This is a genomic window from Streptomyces sp. NPDC102402, assembly GCF_044765765.1.
Classification (GTDB): Bacteria; Actinomycetota; Actinomycetes; order Streptomycetales; family Streptomycetaceae; genus Streptomyces.
Window position 1 is genome coordinate 771,910 of record NZ_JBIWKR010000002.1, and the last position, 16,583, is coordinate 788,492.

Genomic DNA, 16,583 nt, shown 5'->3' on the forward strand with positions numbered 1-16,583 from the left:
GGGAGCGACGGCCTGTCCGCCGTCGGTGATCCGGAGTTAACAGCCGCGCTCCGCACGTAACCGGCGGGCAACCGCCCGCCGTCACGAATTGTCATGTCCAAGTCCTAACTTCCCGTGGGTCACCGCACACCGGACCGACGAACGGGAAGTCACCGATGACGGACATCGCAACGCCCACGACGGGCGAGGCGCCGCAGCAGGAGCCGCACGACGGCGCCGGGGCGCCCCGGCGCAGCTACGCCAAGCTCGCGGCGGACGAGAGCCGCGAGGACTACTCGCTCCGTTACGCGCCGCACTCCTTCCGGCGCTGGTCGCCCTCGATGGTGGCGGGGACGGCACTCGGCGGGATCGCCTATCTGGCCGACTTCGCGATCGGCGCGTCGATCGTCTTCACCTACGGCTTCACCAGCGGCTTCGCCTCGATCCTGGCCGCGGCGGCGATCATCTTCCTCACCGGCATCCCGATCGCCCGCGCCTGCGCGAAATACGGCCTGGACATGGACCTGGTCACCCGGGGGGCGGGCTTCGGGTACTTCGGGTCGACGCTGACCTCGCTGATCTACGCGTCCTTCACCTTCATCTTCTTCGCGCTCGAAGGCTCGATCATGGCGCAGGCCATGCACCAGGCCGTCGGTCTGCCCGTCGAGATCGGTTATCTGGTCACGACTCTGATCGTCATCCCGATCGTCTTCCGGGGGATGGGCGCGCTGGCCAAGGTGCAGGCGTGGACGCAGCCGGTCTGGATCATCGGCATGGTGCTGCCCTTCGTGGTGCTCGCCTTCGAGGCGCCGGACTCCTGGGGTGCGTTCGGCTCCTTCACGGGCACCGAGGGTGCGAGCCCGGGCTTCTCCTGGGTCGCCTTCGGGCTGGGCACGGGTGTCGCGCTGTCGCTCATCGCCCAGATCGGTGAACAGGCCGACTACCTGCGCTTCATGCCCGCCAAGACCGAGGCCAACAAGCGGCGTTGGAATCTCGCCGTCCTCGCCGCCGGACCCGGCTGGGTCATCATCGGGGCCGCGAAGCAGATCGGCGGAGCCTTCCTCGCCTTCGTCGCGCTGGAGGCGGTCGGCAAGACACACGCCCTGGAGCCGATCGCGCCGCAGATCGAGGCCCTGAAGCCGTGGCTCGGCTCGCTCGCGCTCCCGGCCGCGGCCGTCTTCGTGATCGTCTCCCAGATCAAGATCAATGTGACCAACGCCTACAGCGGCTCGCTGTCCTGGTCGAACTTCTTCTCCCGGCTCACGCACAAGCACCCGGGCCGGGTCTGGTACATCTTCCTCAACCTCGCCATCGCGCTGACGCTGATGGAGATGAACATGTTCGCGGCCCTCAACAAGCTGCTGGGCTTCTACTCCAACGTGGGCATCGCCTGGATCGCGGCCGTCGCCGCCGACCTGGTCATCAACAAGCGGATCGGTCTGAGTCCCCGCTACATCGAGTTCAAGCGCGCCTACCTGTACGCGGTCAACCCCGCGGGCTTCGGGGCGATGGTGATCGCGTCGACCGTGTCCATCCTCGCCTTCTTCGGGCTGTTCGGTACCTACGCGGAGGCCTTCTCCACCTTCATCGCCGCCGGACTGTCACTGGTCCTCTGTCCGTTGATCGCCTGGCTGACGAAGGGGAAGTACTACCTGGCCCGCCCGAACCCGGTCAACGGACCGGACGTCGAGATCGCCGACATCACCGCCACCCACGACTGCACGGTGTGCGAAACCGCCTACGAGCTGCCGGACATCGCCGACTGCCCGGTCCGGTCGGGGCCCATCTGCTCCCTCTGCTGCTCGCTGGACGCGGAGTGCGGGGACGTCTGCCGCAAGGCGCCCGCGGCGGGCCCGGTGCTCATGCCGCTGCCGACCGTGCGGACACCGGCCGGCTGACGGGGGGAGGGGCGCGTCCGGGCGGGCGCGCCCCTGCCGGTGTGGCCGGATGCGTGTCTCTTTGTGTAAACACGCATCCGCTGAGTGAAGGTCAGGCGTACGCTCGGGCATATGCGTACTGCGGTTTCCTGGGGATCCTTAGAGACGTGCACGCCGGTGGGGAGAGGGGCGAGATGCTGGGGAGAGACGTCATGACCGACAGCGGCGCCGTGCTCCCCTGGCTGGTGATCAGGCAGGACGACAACGGCAACAGGTACCGCGTCGGACGTTATGCGACGCAGGACGAGGCACAGAAGATCGCGGACGGCCTGGACCGTCATGGGCACAAACAGCTCTACTGGGTGGAGCGGACGAGCCGGAGCGCGCGCCCGTAGCGGTCCACGGGCACCGGTACGCTCCGGCACATGAGTGATTCCGTGGTGGTGGCCGGAGCCGTCTGCGACGGCGGGCGGCTCCTGGCCGCCCGCCGCAGCGCCCCGCCGGCGCTGGCCGGGCGCTGGGAACTGCCGGGCGGCAAACTGGAGCCCGGCGAGAGCGGCGAGCAGGCGCTCGTGCGGGAGCTCCGGGAGGAGCTCGGCGTGGAGGCGGAGCCTCTGGAGCGCATCCCGGGGGAGTGGCCCCTGAAGCCCGGCTGCGTGCTCCGGGTCTGGACGGTCCGTCTGCTCTCGGGTGAGCCCGCGCCTCTGGAGGACCACGACGAGCTGCGCTGGCTCACCCCGGACGAGACGGGGACCGTCGACTGGCTGGACCAGGACCGTCCCGCCGTGGCCGAAGTCGTACGCCGTCTGCGGGGAGCCCCGCAGGGCTGAGCGGCTCGGGCCCGCCCGACCCGCGGCGAGACGGAATCATTCCGGTTCCCTCACACCCTCCGCCCGGTGTGCACCCTTACGCACTATCGGTCACTGTCTGCGATAGGTTGCGCTTCATATCGGGTATGTGCCGATGAGGCCCTTTGAACAGGGTGCGCCCCCGCTGCCGGCCCTGGGAAGTGATCGGCGTGACCGATACCGACGGCGATCGTGCCGAGTGGAGCTTTCCGGCCGTGCCGGGCTCCGTCCGCGGCGCCAGGCACGCGGTCCGTGACGCATTGCACCACTGGGGGTTCGACGCGGCGGTGGGTGATCTCGCCGTACTCCTCGTCAGCGAGCTGGTGACCAATTCCCTGCGCTACGCCTCCGGCCCCATCGGCGTACGGCTGGTGCGGCCGCATCCCGGCGGTGACGCCTCCGGCCCGGGGCCGGACAGGAGCGGACTCCTGGTGGAAGTCTCCGATCCGGTTCCGGATCCGCCCACCACGCGCACGGCCGGACCTGAGGACGAGGGCGGCCGCGGACTACAGCTCGTGGCCTGTTCCGCACGCCGCTGGGGGACCCGGCGCGGAAAGAGTGGCAAGACCGTGTGGTTCGAGCTCCCTCTGCCTGGTTAGGAGTGGGAGGGGACGCACAGCGATCACCGGAGGTCGGGCAGAACCTGGCTGAAAGGGACTGAGACCGTGCTGTGATCGTGAACGCCGTGCCGGTGAGGCCCGTAGTGCTGAATACTGCGGGCAGGACCGGTCCGGTGTGTGAGCTGGAGGGGACGGTCGCGTGAGCGAGATACGTGGGACGGCGGGCGACGTCGTGTGGCAGAGCAGCCCGCCTGGCTCGATCTATGACTACATCAGGGTCGCCTCTTTCTCGATCGGGCCCGACGGGCTGATCGAGCAGTGGAGCCGGAGGGCCACCGGTCTGTTCGGCATGTCCTCCGACGAGGTGGTGGGGAGAGACCCGGTCGAGGCCTTCATGCCCGCCGAGCTGCGCCCCGATGCCCACAGGCGGGTGGGCGAGATACTCGACGGCAGGGAGTGGACGGGCCTCGTCCCGTTCCGGATACCGGGCGAGGACGGGGTCCGCGGTCTCGCCGAGATCTATCTCATGCCGAGCGAGACGGGGGCCGGCGAACGGGCCGCCCTCTGCCTGGTCGTCGATGTCAGAGCGCTGCGGCTCATCGAGACGGACCTCGCCGCCTCGCAGGCCATTTTCGGCCAATCTCCCTTCGGTTTCGTCCTCTTCGGTACCGACTTCACCGTCGTGCGCGCCAACAAGCGGTTCGCCACCGTCTTCGGGGGCGAGGCCGACGACCACCGCGGCCGCACGGTGGAGGACTACCTGCCCACCCCCGAGGCCGGACGCCTCTCCGCCACGCTCCGGCGCGTCCTGGAGACCGGCGACGCCGTCACCGACCTCCAGCTCGTCGGTACCCCGCCCGGCGCCCCGGGCCGGCGCCACTGGTCGATGAACCTCTACCGGGTGCACAGCGGATCCGGACGCCCCATCGGCATCGCCGGACTCGCCACCGACGTCACCCAACGGCACATCGCCGCCCGCGAGGCCGCCAGCGCCCGCCGCAATCTGGCCCTGCTCAACGAGGCCAGCGCGCGCATCGGGAACTCCCTCGACCTGGAGACCACCGCCCGGGAGCTGCTCGACGTCGCCGTGCCCGGCTTCTGCGACCTGGCATCCGTCGACCTGTACCAGGGTCTCCTCACCGGTGAGGAGGCCTCACCCGCGAGCTGGGGCAGGAACCATCCGGAGTCCGGAACCGGCTCGGCGGAGCTGCGCAGAGTGGCCCAGGCCAGCGCCGTGTCCGACGCCCTTCCCGGAGTCCTCCCCGGCGCGGGGGCGGTCGGTGGCACGGAGGCCGACGGGGGCGCGGGGCCGCCCGCGCTCGGCTCGGTCCACCGCTACCCGTTCCACTCGCCCTGCGCCGTCGCCCTGCGCACCGGGCGCGTCGAGGACGTGCCCGGGGACGAGCGCGGCTTCGTCCACTCCACCCTCGCCGTGCCGATGGTGGCGCACGACATCGTCGTCGGACTCGTCCAGTTCTCCCGTGCCAAGGGCAGCGAGCCCTTCGGCGAGCGGGACCGGGCCCTGGCCACCGAGCTCGCGGCCCGCGCCGCCGTCTGCATCGACAACGCCCGCCTCTACCGCAGGGAGCACGAGCGGGCGCTGATCCTCCAGCGGAGTCTGCTCCCGCCGGGCGACCCGGAGGCGGCGGGCCTCGACATCGCCTGCCGCTACCTCCCGGGCAACACGGCCACCGAGGTCGGCGGCGACTGGTTCGACGTGATCGAGCTCCCCGGCCACCGCACGGCCCTGGTCGTCGGCGACGTGATGGGCCGCGGACTGCGGGCGGCCGTGGCGATGGGCGAACTGCGCACCGCCGTGCGCACGCTGGCGCTCCTGGACCTGGAACCCGCCGAGGTGCTCTCCGCCCTGGACGAGGTGGCGCGCGGACTCGGCACCCCGGGCGGCGGGGAGCGGAGCGACGGCTTCGGCGCGGGCGGCGGCGCCCAGTGGCCCTCGCGGGCCGCCCACAAGTCCCGCGAGGCCGACCTCTCCGAGGTCTATCTGGCGACCTGCGTGTACGCGGTGTACGACCCGGTCACCCGGCGGTGCACCTTCGCCAACGCCGGCCACCTCCCTCCCGTGGTCGCCGAGCCGGGCGAGCCCGCCCTGCTCCTGGACGTACCGCCGGGCATGCCGCTCGGCGTCGGCGGTGAACCCTTCGAGGAGGTCGAGGTGGAACTCAAGGAGGGCTCCCTCCTCGCCCTGTACACCGACGGCCTCGTCGAGTCCCGCGACCATCCGCTGGACGAGGGCCTCGACGCCTTCCGGCGGGCGCTCACCGAGCCCTCGCAGCCGCTGGAGGACGTCTGCGACCACGTGCTCACGACACTCGACACCCGCCACGGCGAGGACGACATAGCCCTGCTGATGGCCCGTATCCAGGGTCTGGCACCGGACGCGGTGGGGGACTGGCGGCTCCCGCGTGAGCTGCGCTCGGTCGCCCTGGCCCGGGAGCTCGCCCGCACGCAGCTCACCGCCTGGGACCTGGACGACCTGGTGGACACCACCGAGCTGCTCGTCAGCGAACTCGTCACCAACGCCCTGCGCTACGGCGAGGGAGAGATCCGGCTCAGGCTGCTCCGCGACCGCACACTCGTCTGCGAGGTGTGGGACGCGGGCCTCGTCCAGCCGCGCCGCCGTCGCGCGCGCGACACGGACGAGGGCGGGCGCGGGCTGCAGCTGGTCGGGCTGCTCAGCGCGGCCTGGGGCTCGCGGCGCACCCCGCGCGGCAAGACCGTGTGGTTCGAGCTGGCCCTGCCCGACGGAGAGCCCTCACCGGAGCTCTCCGTGGAGCAGCTGATGAGCATGTACTGACGGGCAGGGCCCGTCCCGCCGCCGGGTCCCGTCACGAGGCGGACTTCAGGGCGGCGAGCCGGGCCTCGATCTCCGCGCTGTCCCCCAGGCTGTCCAGTTGCTCGAACTGGGCGTCCAGTGACGAGGCCGCGAGTTCCTGCTTGCCCACCGCCCTGGCCTCCTCGCGGCGCACCTTGTCCTCGAAGCGGCCGAGCTCGCTCGTCGGGTCCATGACGTCGATGCTCTTCACCGCGTCCATCATCCGGTTCTGCGCCTGCGCGGACGCGGCACGGGCGACGAGTTCGTCGCGCTTGGACTTCAGCTGGGTCAGCTTGTTCTTCATCTGGTCCAGACCCGACTTCAGCTTGTCCACCACCACGGTCTGAGAGGCGATCGTCGGCTCCGCCGTCTTCGCCTCCTGCTCCGACTGGAGCTGGCGCCCCAGTGCGACCTTGGCGAGGTTGTCGAACGTGTCGGCCTCCGCGCCCGCCGCCGCGGCCCGCAGCTCGTCGGCCTTCCTGCTGGCGGCGAGGGCCTTCCGGCCCCACTCCCTGGCCGAGTCGACGTCCTCCCGGTGGTCCTCCTCCATCAGCCGCAGGTTGCCGATGGTGGCGGCCACCGCCTGCTCGGCCTCCGCGATGTTGTCCGTGTAGTCGCGGATCAGCTGGTCCAGCATCTTCTGCGGATCCTCCGCCTGGTCGATCAGCGCGTTGATGTTGGCCCGCGCCAGCTGGGTGACGCGGCCGAGGACGGTCTGCTTGCTCATGGCACCTCTCCTTGTGCGAGATCTCGTCGTACGAAAGCCGGTGACCGGCGGGCGGGGCGAGGCGCGCGGACCACCGTCAGAAACGGCCGCCACCGCCGCGCCGGCCGCGGGTCCCCCCGCCGCCGAAGCTGCCCGGACCGCCGCCGAAGCCGCCCCTGGAACCGCCGAATCCGCCACCGAATCCGCCCCCGAACCCTCCGCCGCGTCCGCCCCCGCCCAGCAGGCCGCCGAGGATGATTCCGCCCAGTACGGCGCCGCCCGCCCCGCCCCCGGCGCGCGGGCCGCCGTAGCCGCTCCGGTCCTGGTAGTCCCTCACGTCCTGCTCGGCCAGGCTGCGCGCCTGCGCGGCCAGCGCGTCGGCCTGCTGCGCCTCGGCCAGGGCGCCCCGGGGGTCGCCGCCCTCCGACAGCTGCCGGGCCCTCTCCCACCGCCGCTGGGCCTCCGCGAGCCGGGTGCGCGCCTGGCTGCCGACCGCTCCCCGGTTGGTGGCGATGAAGTCGGCGGCGGCGCCGATCGCCGCCCGCGCGGTGAGCACGGACTGATCGAGGAGCGAGCGGGCCCGCTGATCCCCGTGCTCCTGCTCGCGCGCTCCGGCCAGGGCCTCGTCCAGCGCCGCATCCGTCTCCTCCACCCTGCGCAGGGCGTCGACCGGGTCGTACGCGCCGGAGGCCGTCTCGGCCCTCACACCGGCGATCACCGCCTCCGCCCGGGCCACCCTGCCCCGCAGGTCCGCGGTCGGCACGCCCTCGGGAGTGCCGCCGAGCAGCCCCCTGGCGTCGGCCAGGTCCGTCTCCGTCTCGGTGAGCGCCCCGGGCAGCTTCTCCGCCGCGCCGGCCAGTTCCCCGGCCCGCCGGTCGACGGCGTCCACCAGGGTGGTGGTCTGCCGGATCGCCCCTTCGGCGGCGCGGACGTACACCGCGGCCTCGGAGTTGTTCCCGCTGTCCACGGCCTGGCGCGCCTGGTTGAGGCTGGAGGTGGTGAAGAGCAGCCGGTCCTTGGCCTGTTCGATCTCCCCGGCCGCCGGAGCCGTGGCCGAGTCCGCGTACCGTTCGCGCATCGCGGCGAGCGACGTCTCCGTGGCGGAGACGCGGGCGATCAGCTCGCGGAACGTGGTCTCGGCGGTGCTCACGGCCTGGGGCGCGGTCTGTTCGAGCGCCCGCAGGCGGTCGAAGTCCTCGGACACGGCGTCCAGACGCCCGTTGGCGTCCGCGCACCGGCTGATGATCTCGTCGAGCATGCGGCGCCGTGTCGCGTCGTCCTCGGGGAAGGCGTCGTCGAGCTGCTGCCGCAGCCGGAAGGCCTCCGTCAGCCCGGCCTTGGCGTGGGCGACCGCCGCCGCGAAGGGGGCGGCGGCCTCCTCGCCGAACTGCGCCGTCGCGAACCCGAGTTCCTCCTCGCTGGTGCGCACGGAGTCGTCCGTGTCGACCAGGTCGGCCTTCGCCCGGGCATCCAGTTCGGGCAGCGGATCCGGCTCCGCCGCGCCCTCACCGCCCCAGCCGCCGGCGGCGGGGGTCGTCCTGGTCGTCGTACGCCGTCGGCGGCGGACGAGGGCGAAGGCGGCGACCGCGACCACGACGACGGCCACAGCGAGGGGCACGACCAGGTTCACCGAGGCGCCGCTGTCGCTCCCGCCGGGATCCGCGGCGCCCGGGGTGATGGCCGGCGCCGGCACGGGGTCGCCGGCGAGGACCGCGGCGTAGCCGTCGGCGGCGCCGATCGCGGCTCCCGCCCAGTCGTTCTGCCGCAGCGCCGGCTCGATCGCCGTGTTCGCCACGTCCTGGAGCTGGGCGTCGGTGAGCCGTGACCCCTGGTCGACGGAGTAGGCGTACTGCCGGTCGTGCGTGGCGACGGCCAGCAGCACGTCCTCCTGGCCGAGGCCGTTGCGGTTCGCGGTCTCGTCGGTCCAGGTCTGGGCGTCGCGGCCGGAGAAGTCACGGACGTACGCGACGAACAGCTGCACCCGCCGCTCCTCGAACAGACGGTCGAGGGAGGCTTCGACCTGGGACTCGCGGTCCCCGAGTGCCCTCACCTTGTCGGTGACCTGCCCCTCGCGCGACAGGGTGACGGGGTCCTCGGCCCGGGCGCCCGGGCCGCCCGGCAGGGCGATCCAGAGCACCGCTGTCAGCGCGGCGACGAGGACCCTGCCGGGTATCGACGAAAGCCGGGGCATCCCGGTGCGGCTCGCAGGCGGTGTCACACCTGGGACATTATGTCCGCCTTTCGCCTCCCGCGACCCGGCGTTCGTTCCGGCCCGCCCGCCGTCGCCGTGCGGCCTGCGGCCCGCCGCCGGGAGCCGGTCCCGCTCCGGGATCCATCGGTCTTTTGCGTAATGATGGACAGGCTGCCTTGCAAGATGTCCTGTCCATCTTTATCGTGGTGAACATGTCCGAAACGTCCGAGAGTCCCCAGTCGCCGCAGCCCGGTCCCCCGAGCCCGGAGCGCGTGGCCGCGGACCTGTCGGCCGTGGTCGGCCGGCTGCTCAGGCGACTGCGGAGCTCCTCGGCCGAAAGCCTGCTCACCCCCTCCCAGCGCTCCGTCCTCGCCCGGCTCGAGGACGGCGGTCCCGCCACCACGGCGGCGCTGGCCCGGGCCGAGCTCGTGCGGCCCCAGTCGATGAGACTGACCCTCGGCGCTCTGGAGAGCCAGGGATTCGTCACCCGCGCCCCCGACCCGCGCGACGGCCGCAAGTCGGTCGTGTCGGCCACCGAGGCGGGAAGCGCCACACTGGCGGCGGTGCGGGCGGCCAAGCGGAGCTGGCTCGCGGAGGCGATCGCCGCCGAACTGGACGGGGCCGAGCGCCGCACGCTCGACGAGGCCGTCGAGCTCATCGGCCGTCTGGTCGACCGGTGACGCGGTACGACACGGACCTGACCCCCGCGGCGCCGGTGGAGGAGACGCTCCCCGCCGGAGCCGCCGGAGCACCCGGAGCCGCCGGAGCCGCCGGGCAGGGGCCGGGGTTCGGTGCGCGGCTCACCGCACCGCTCCTGATGGGCTCCCTGCTCAACCCGCTCAACACCACGATGATCTCCACCGCCCTGGTGGCCATCGGGCACTCCTTCGGCATCGGTGCGGCCGACACCGCCTGGCTCATCTCCGTCCTCTACCTCGCCAGCGCCGTGGCGCAGCCGGTCCTCGGCAAGCTCGCCGACACGCTCGGCCCCCGCCGGGTCTTCCTGGCCGGCCTCGTCGTCGTGATCGCGTCAGGGCTGGTCGGTGCGCTGGCTCCCGGCTTCGGCGCCCTGATCCTTTCCCGCCTGCTCCTCGGCATCGGCACGTCCGCCGCTTATCCGGCCGCCATGGCCGTCCTGCGCGACGAGTCGCGGCGGCTCGGCCGCCCCACCCCGCGCCCCGTACTCGCCAGGCTCTCCTTCGCCGGTCTGGGCAGCGCCGCCGTCGGCCCCGCGCTCGGCGGGCTGCTGGTGTCGGTCTTCGGCTGGCGCGCGATCTTCGCCGTGAACGTGCCGGTCGCACTGCTCGCCCTCGCCGCCGCGCTTCTCTGGGTCCCGGCGGACCCGCCGCGCGAGCGGTCTGCCGACGGGAGCACGCCGAAGCTCTCCCTGGACCCGCTGGGCATCGGCCTGTTCACCACCGCGCTGACGGTGCTGGCCTTCTTCCTGCTCGACCTCGCGGACCCGCGGTGGTGGCTGCTCGCCCCCTTCGCAGTCCCGACGGCCGTCCTGGTCCGGTGGCAGCTGCGCGCCCCGCGGCCGTTCATAGACATCCGGATGCTGGCGGGCAACGGGCCCCTGCTGCGTACGTACGCACGCCACGGGCTCGGCTATCTCCTCATCTACTGCGTGATGTACGGCTTCACGCAGTGGCTGGAGGAGGCCCGCGGCTTCTCCTCGGGCCACACGGGGCTGCTCATGCTGCCGATGTCCGTCACCGCGCTCGTCTGCTCGCTGCTCGGGGCCCGCACGAAGAGCCTGCGCGGCCCGCTGACCGTGGCCTGTCTCCTGCTCACGGTCGGCGCGGGAATCCTGCTGTTCCTCACCGGCGACACCCCACTGGCCGTCCTGCTGCTCGCCGGAGCGTGCTTCGGCGCCCCGCAGGGGCTCATCGGCACGAGCAACCAGGCGGCCGTCCAGGCGTACGCGCCCCCGGAGAACATCGGTGCGGCCGCCGGACTGCAGCGCACCGCCCAGTACATCGGGGCCATCACGGCGTCCAGCCTGATCGCCCTCGCCTACGCCGACGCGGCGAGCGACGCCGGACTGCACCTCATGGCGGCCGTCTCGGTGGTCCTCGCCGTCCTGCTGACCGTCCTGACCCTGACCGACCGCGCCCTGCGCGCACGTACCTGAACGCCCCCGGACCAACCCCTCGCGCGCCCTCGCGCGCACGCACCTGATCATCAGCACCCCAAGGAGTACGCACATGACCGCCACCGTCCTGGACCCCCGGACCGCCCTCGTCGTCGTCGACCTGCAGAAGGGCATCGTCGCCCTCCCGACGGCCCACCCGGCCGGCGAGGCCGTCGCCCACTCGGTGACCCTCGCCGACGCCTTCCGCGCCAAGGGCCTCCCGGTCTTCCTGGTGCGCGTCACCGGCGGTGCCCCCGGCCGCAACGAGTCCACCGCCCCGGCCGGCGAGCCCGCGGCGGACTGGGCCGACATCGTGCCCGAGGTCGGCCCGCGCGACGGCGACATCGTCGTCACCAAGCAGCAGTGGGGCGCCTTCCACGGCACGGCGCTCGACCTCGAACTGCGCCGCCGCGGCATCACCCAGGTCGTGCTGACCGGCATCGCGACCAGCATCGGCGTCGAGTCCACCGCCCGCGCCGCCCACGAGCACGGCTACCACGTCACCGTCGCCACCGACGCGGTCACCGACATGGACGCCGACGCGCACCGCAACAGCCTCGAGAAGATCTTCCCGAGGCTCGGCGAGACCGACACCACCGCCGCGATCGTCAAGCTGCTGGGCTGACCGCCGCCGGGCAGGTGCCGGAACCGGGGCCGCACGGGTGACTTCCGCGGCCCCACCGGCCGTGTCTGCCTCCCCGCGTGCGCACAGGTGCGTTCAGTGGATCAGCGAATCAGTGTGATCAACTGCAAATGCCACCAGAACGCATCATCCGGTCCATTCCGGTACGGGGTGGACCGGGCCGGCCCCGGAGGTATCAGCCATGGCCCACGTCGGCGTCCCGCGCGGGACGGCCCGAAAGCGCCGCTCGGTCGCACTCCTGACGACAGGTGTGCTCACCATCCCGGTACTGGCGGGCTGCACCTCGGACAGCGAGGGCCCCACCCCGGTGGCCGTCCGGCAGGACATCGCCCCCGCCTCCCGGGACCGGGTCGCCGAGGGCTCCACCCTCACCTGGGCGATCGACGGGGTCCCCGCCACCCTCAACGCCTTCCAGGCCGACGCCGACAGCGCGACCACACGGATCACCGGCGCCCTCCTGCCCTCCCTCTTCCCGATGGACGCGCGGGGGGAGCCCCGGCTCAACCCCGACTACCTGGAGTCGGCGAAGGTCATCGAGCAGGAGCCCAAGCAGGTCGTCCTCTACAAGCTCAACCAGCAGGCCGTGTGGAGTGACGGCCGGGAGATCGGCGCCCCCGACTTCGTCGCCCAGTGGCGCGCCCTGAGCGGCAAGGACTCGGCCTTCTGGACCGCGCGCAACGCGGGATACGAGCGGATCGAGAAGATCGAGCGCGGCAAGGACGACCTCCAGGTCAGGGTCACGTTCTCGAAGCCGTACGCCGACTGGCGCTCGCTCTTCTCCCCGCTGTACCCGAAGGAGGTGACCGGTTCCCCCGGCACCTTCAACGACGGCGCCAGGACCACCCTCAAGAACACCGCCGGCCCCTTCCGGCTGCGCAGCGTGAGCAAGGCCAAGGGCACGGTCGTGCTCGACCGGAATCCGCGCTGGTGGGGCGACGAGGCCAAGCTCGAGTCCCTGGTCTTCCGGGCGGTCGAGCCCGAGGACCGCACCGAGGCCCTGACCAAGGGCACGGTGCACGTCGCCGACATCGACCCGGCCGCGGCGAACGGCATCGCCCTCGCGGCCCGCTACCGCGGCGGGAACGGGCAGCAGCCCGCCCACGGCCCCGGAGCCGACACCACCCCGGCCTCCGCGCTGCGGTCCTGGGCGCTGGCGCACGGGTCGGACGAGGAGGCCGCCGAGACGGCGCAGGCCGCCCGGGACAAGAGCCGGGAAGCCATTGCCGTGTACGCGGCCGAGCAGAAGGCGCTCAGCGGTTTCGCCGTACGCAAGTCCCTGGAGCCCGCCTACACGCAGCTCGCGCTGAACGGTGAGAGCGGGCCCCTCTCCGACGACCGGGTGCGCCGCGCCATCGCCCGCACCCTGGACCGGCAGGAACTCGCCGACACCGTCCTGAAGCCGCTCGGTCTGCCCGCGAAGCCTCCGGGCAGCCACCTCGCCCTGGCCGGGCAGCCCGGGTACAAGGACGGCAGCGGCGCGCTCGGCGACCGGGACACCAAGGAGGCGCAGGCGCTGCTGGCCGACGCGGGATGGACTCCCGGCGGGGCGGTCCGCAGGACCGAGGACACCAAGGCGGGCAGCGAGGCCGAGAAGAAGGCCGAGGAGAAGGCGACCGACAAGGACGACGAGGCCGTCACCGGGAAGGACGAGAAGACCGGGAAGACGGAGAAGGACGAGAAGGCCTCGCGCGACGAGGGGACGTACGTCGTCGGCGACGACAAGCCGGGAGACCGCCGGGCCGGCGACGCCGGGGTCACCGCCCAGGACAAGCAGCCCGGCGGGGCCGCGGGCGCCTACGCCCCCGCGGGGACCCCCGCACCGGCCCCCGCCTCGGTCAAGGACCGTCTCGGCAAGGGCGGCAAGCCGCTGAGCCTCCGCTTCGTCCTCCCCTCGGGCCCGGGTTCGCAGTCGTTGCGTGCCGTCGGGGAGAAGATCGTCGCGATGCTGGACTCGATCGGCATCAGCACGCAGGTCACCAAGGTCGACGACGGCAGCTACTTCAAGGACCACATCGCCTCCGGTGCCTACGACATGGCGCTGTACTCCTGGCCCGCCACCGCCTACCCGGCGACCGACGGCCGTCCGATCTTCGCCAAGCCGGAGCCCGCCACCGACGGCTCGCTGCTCGTCGAGCAGAACTACACGCGGGTCGGTTCGGACCACATCGACCAGCTCTTCGACCGGGCGGTCTCCGAGCTCGACCCCAACGCGTCGAGGGACCTCCTGAAGCAGGCCGACGCCCGGATCTGGGCCGCCGCAGGATCGATTCCGCTGTATCAGAGGCCACAGCTGGTCGCCGTCGACAAGAAGCTGGCGAACATCGGCGCCTTCGGCTTCGCCGCACCGCGCTACGAGGACATCGGCTTCACCGGCCGTGAAGCGGCAGGTTCCCCCGCGAATCGTAAGAAGTAGCAGGTCAAAGCCATATTCAAAGCTCAGATGCAGCTCAATTCCCTTGCCCGCCGGAGTCCCCGGCGGGCAAGGTGGTGTCCGCCCTGACCCGGGCCCCCCGCCCTCTCACACCCCTTGCCGTCCGGCCTCCCAGCGGCTGGACGATGGCGTAATACCGGCTGAATATCGGCTGAATTATGGCTGCGGTCCGGTCCTGAGGATCGGGCCGGGAAGCCCCGGACCCATCGGGCCCGTACCATTGGACTAGCCGTGGCGTGCCGCCCGGCGGGCGTACGAGGACTCGAGACCGACTGAGACGCCTGATCCCACGATCCGAGAGAAGCGCAAGCCACCCATGCCCACGCGCCACGACATCCGTAACGTAGCCATTGTCGCCCACGTCGACCACGGCAAGACCACGCTGGTCGACGCCATGCTCAAGCAGGCGGGCGCCTTCGCCGCCCATGCCGCCGAGAACCTCGACGAACGCATGATGGACTCGAACGACCTGGAGCGTGAGAAGGGCATCACGATCCTCGCCAAGAACACGGCGGTGAAGTATCACCCCAAGGACGGCGGGGACCCGATCACGATCAACATCATCGACACCCCCGGCCACGCCGACTTCGGCGGCGAGGTCGAGCGCGGTCTGTCGATGGTGGACGCGGTCGTCCTGCTGGTCGACGCCTCCGAGGGCCCGCTGCCCCAGACCCGCTTCGTCCTGCGCAAGGCCCTGACCGCCAAGCTGCCGGTCATCCTCTGCATCAACAAGACGGACCGGCCGGACTCCCGGATCGCCGAGGTCATCGACGAGACCTACGACCTCTTCCTGGACCTGGACGCCGACGAGGACCAGATCGAGTTCCCGATCGTCTACGCCTGCGCCCGTGACGGCGTCGCCTCGCTGACCAAGCCGGAGGACGGCAGCGTCCCCGCGGACAGCGACAGCCTGGAGCCGTTCTTCTCGACGATCCTCTCCACGGTCCCGGCCCCCGAGTACGACGACGCCGCGCCGCTCCAGGCTCACGTCACCAACCTGGACGCCGACAACTTCCTCGGCCGTATCGCGCTCTGCCGCGTCGAGCAGGGTGAGCTGCGCAAGGGTCAGACCGTCGCCTGGATCAAGCGTGACGGCACGATCTCCAACGTGCGCATCACCGAGCTCCTGATGACCGAGGCGCTCACCCGCAAGCCCGCCGAGAAGGCCGGCCCGGGTGACATCTGCGCGATCGCCGGTATCCCGGACATCATGATCGGCGAGACCCTGGCCGACCCCGAGAACCCGATCGCACTGCCGCTGATCACGGTCGACGAGCCGGCCATCTCGATGACCATCGGCGCGAACACCTCGCCGCTGGTCGGCAAGGGCGGCAAGGGCCACAAGGTCACCGCGCGCCAGATCAAGGACCGCCTCGACCGCGAGCTGGTCGGTAACGTCTCGCTCCGCGTCCTGGACACCGAGCGCCCCGACGCGTGGGAGGTCCAGGGCCGCGGTGAGCTCGCCCTGGCGATCCTGGTCGAGCAGATGCGCCGCGAGGGCTTCGAGCTGACCGTCGGCAAGCCGGAGGTCGTCACCAAGCAGGTCGACGGCAAGACGCACGAGCCGATCGAGCGCATGACGATCGACTCGCCCGAGGAGCACCTCGGTGCCATCACCCAGCTCATGGCGACCCGCAAGGGCCGCATGGAGACGATGACGAACCACGGTTCGGGCTGGGTCCGCATGGAGTGGATCGTGCCGTCCCGCGGCCTCATCGGCTTCCGTACGGAGTTCCTGACCCAGACCCGTGGCACGGGCATCGCGCACTCCCTCTTCGAGGGCCACGAGCCGTGGTTCGGTGACCTGCGCACCCGTCACAACGGCTCGCTGGTGGCCGACCGGTCGGGCGTCGTGACGCCGTTCGCGATGGTCAACCTCCAGGAGCGCGGTGTCATCTTCACCGAGGCCGGCACCGAGGTCTACGAGGGCATGATCATCGGCGAGAACTCGCGCGCCGACGACATGGACGTGAACATCACCAAGGAGAAGAAGCTCACCAACATGCGTGCGGCCTCCGCGGACACCACGGAGAACGTGGTTCCCGCCCGCAAGCTGTCGCTGGAGCAGTCGCTGGAGTTCTGCCGCGACGACGAGTGCATCGAGGTCACCCCGGAGACCGTGCGCATCCGCAAGGTCGTCCTCGACCAGAAGCAGCGCGGCCGCTCGGCCTCGCGTGCGAAGAACGGCTGACCTGACCGAAGTCGTCCGGTACGGCCGACGAACCGTCAGTACGAGCCATTGACATGAGGCCTGGGCACCCGCAGAGACTGTGGGTGCCCAGGCCTTTCGTCAACCCGTTTTCCTGACCGAGGTGTCCGCATATCGTGCGTCGCTCTCCGGAACATGTGTTAACAGTCCGTTTCGGGGGTGTCTGTCTGGG

12 protein-coding genes are annotated in these 16,583 nt (G+C 71.5%); 10 read left to right on the forward strand and 2 right to left on the reverse strand.

Annotated features, from left to right (window positions below):
* The first annotated feature begins 155 nt into the window (after positions 1–155).
* From ACIRJR_RS08420 to ACIRJR_RS08440, 5 genes are all read left to right on the forward strand, one after another.
* The gene (locus ACIRJR_RS08420; RefSeq protein ID WP_403775730.1) at positions 156–1,877 is read left to right on the forward strand and encodes a purine-cytosine permease family protein; all 1,722 of its coding nucleotides are present in this window, start codon (positions 156–158) and stop codon (positions 1,875–1,877) included.
* A 191-nt stretch (positions 1,878–2,068) separates the two neighbouring features.
* A complete protein-coding gene (locus tag ACIRJR_RS08425; RefSeq protein WP_033298025.1) occupies positions 2,069–2,251 on the forward strand; it encodes a hypothetical protein in 183 nt (60 codons plus the stop codon).
* A 30-nt stretch (positions 2,252–2,281) separates the two neighbouring features.
* The gene (locus ACIRJR_RS08430) at positions 2,282–2,686 is read left to right on the forward strand and encodes a (deoxy)nucleoside triphosphate pyrophosphohydrolase (RefSeq protein WP_403775733.1); all 405 of its coding nucleotides are present in this window, start codon (positions 2,282–2,284) and stop codon (positions 2,684–2,686) included.
* 179 nt (positions 2,687–2,865) lie between these two features.
* Entirely contained in the window at positions 2,866–3,303 is a 438-nt protein-coding gene (locus ACIRJR_RS08435) for an ATP-binding protein (RefSeq protein WP_403776421.1), read from the forward strand.
* A 193-nt stretch (positions 3,304–3,496) separates the two neighbouring features.
* Positions 3,497–6,079 carry a SpoIIE family protein phosphatase gene (locus tag ACIRJR_RS08440; RefSeq protein ID WP_403776424.1) on the forward strand — a complete coding sequence of 861 codons (2,583 nt, stop codon included), beginning with the start codon at positions 3,497–3,499 and terminating at the stop codon, positions 6,077–6,079.
* A 31-nt stretch (positions 6,080–6,110) separates the two neighbouring features.
* Here ACIRJR_RS08440 and ACIRJR_RS08445 read toward each other — a convergent pair whose 3' ends face one another.
* Positions 6,111–6,824, reverse strand: a complete 714-nt coding sequence (locus ACIRJR_RS08445; protein WP_403775736.1) for a PspA/IM30 family protein — start codon at positions 6,822–6,824, stop codon at positions 6,111–6,113.
* Positions 6,825–6,900: 76 nt separating this feature from the next.
* Positions 6,901–8,994 (reverse strand): TPM domain-containing protein, encoded by a 2,094-nt coding sequence (locus tag ACIRJR_RS08450; protein WP_403776427.1) that lies wholly within the window; start codon positions 8,992–8,994, stop codon positions 6,901–6,903.
* 212 nt (positions 8,995–9,206) lie between these two features.
* Here ACIRJR_RS08450 and ACIRJR_RS08455 point away from each other — a divergent pair, with 212 nt between their 5' ends.
* The 5 genes from ACIRJR_RS08455 (at position 9,207) to typA (ending at position 16,393) form a co-directional block, all read left to right on the forward strand.
* Entirely contained in the window at positions 9,207–9,674 is a 468-nt protein-coding gene (locus ACIRJR_RS08455) for a MarR family winged helix-turn-helix transcriptional regulator (protein ID WP_403775740.1), read from the forward strand.
* Between the two features lie 137 nt (positions 9,675–9,811).
* Entirely contained in the window at positions 9,812–11,128 is a 1,317-nt protein-coding gene (locus ACIRJR_RS08460) for an MFS transporter (RefSeq protein ID WP_403776430.1), read from the forward strand.
* Positions 11,129–11,201: 73 nt separating this feature from the next.
* Positions 11,202–11,753: an isochorismatase family protein gene (locus ACIRJR_RS08465; protein WP_403775743.1), complete on the forward strand. Its 552-nt coding sequence runs from the start codon at positions 11,202–11,204 to the stop codon at positions 11,751–11,753.
* Positions 11,754–11,952: 199 nt separating this feature from the next.
* Positions 11,953–14,184: an ABC transporter family substrate-binding protein gene (locus tag ACIRJR_RS08470; protein WP_403775746.1), complete on the forward strand. Its 2,232-nt coding sequence runs from the start codon at positions 11,953–11,955 to the stop codon at positions 14,182–14,184.
* Positions 14,185–14,518: 334 nt separating this feature from the next.
* On the forward strand, positions 14,519–16,393 hold the full coding sequence (gene typA / locus ACIRJR_RS08475; protein ID WP_403775749.1) for a translational GTPase TypA: 1,875 nt from the start codon (positions 14,519–14,521) through the stop codon (positions 16,391–16,393).
* Positions 16,394–16,583 lie beyond the last annotated feature (190 nt).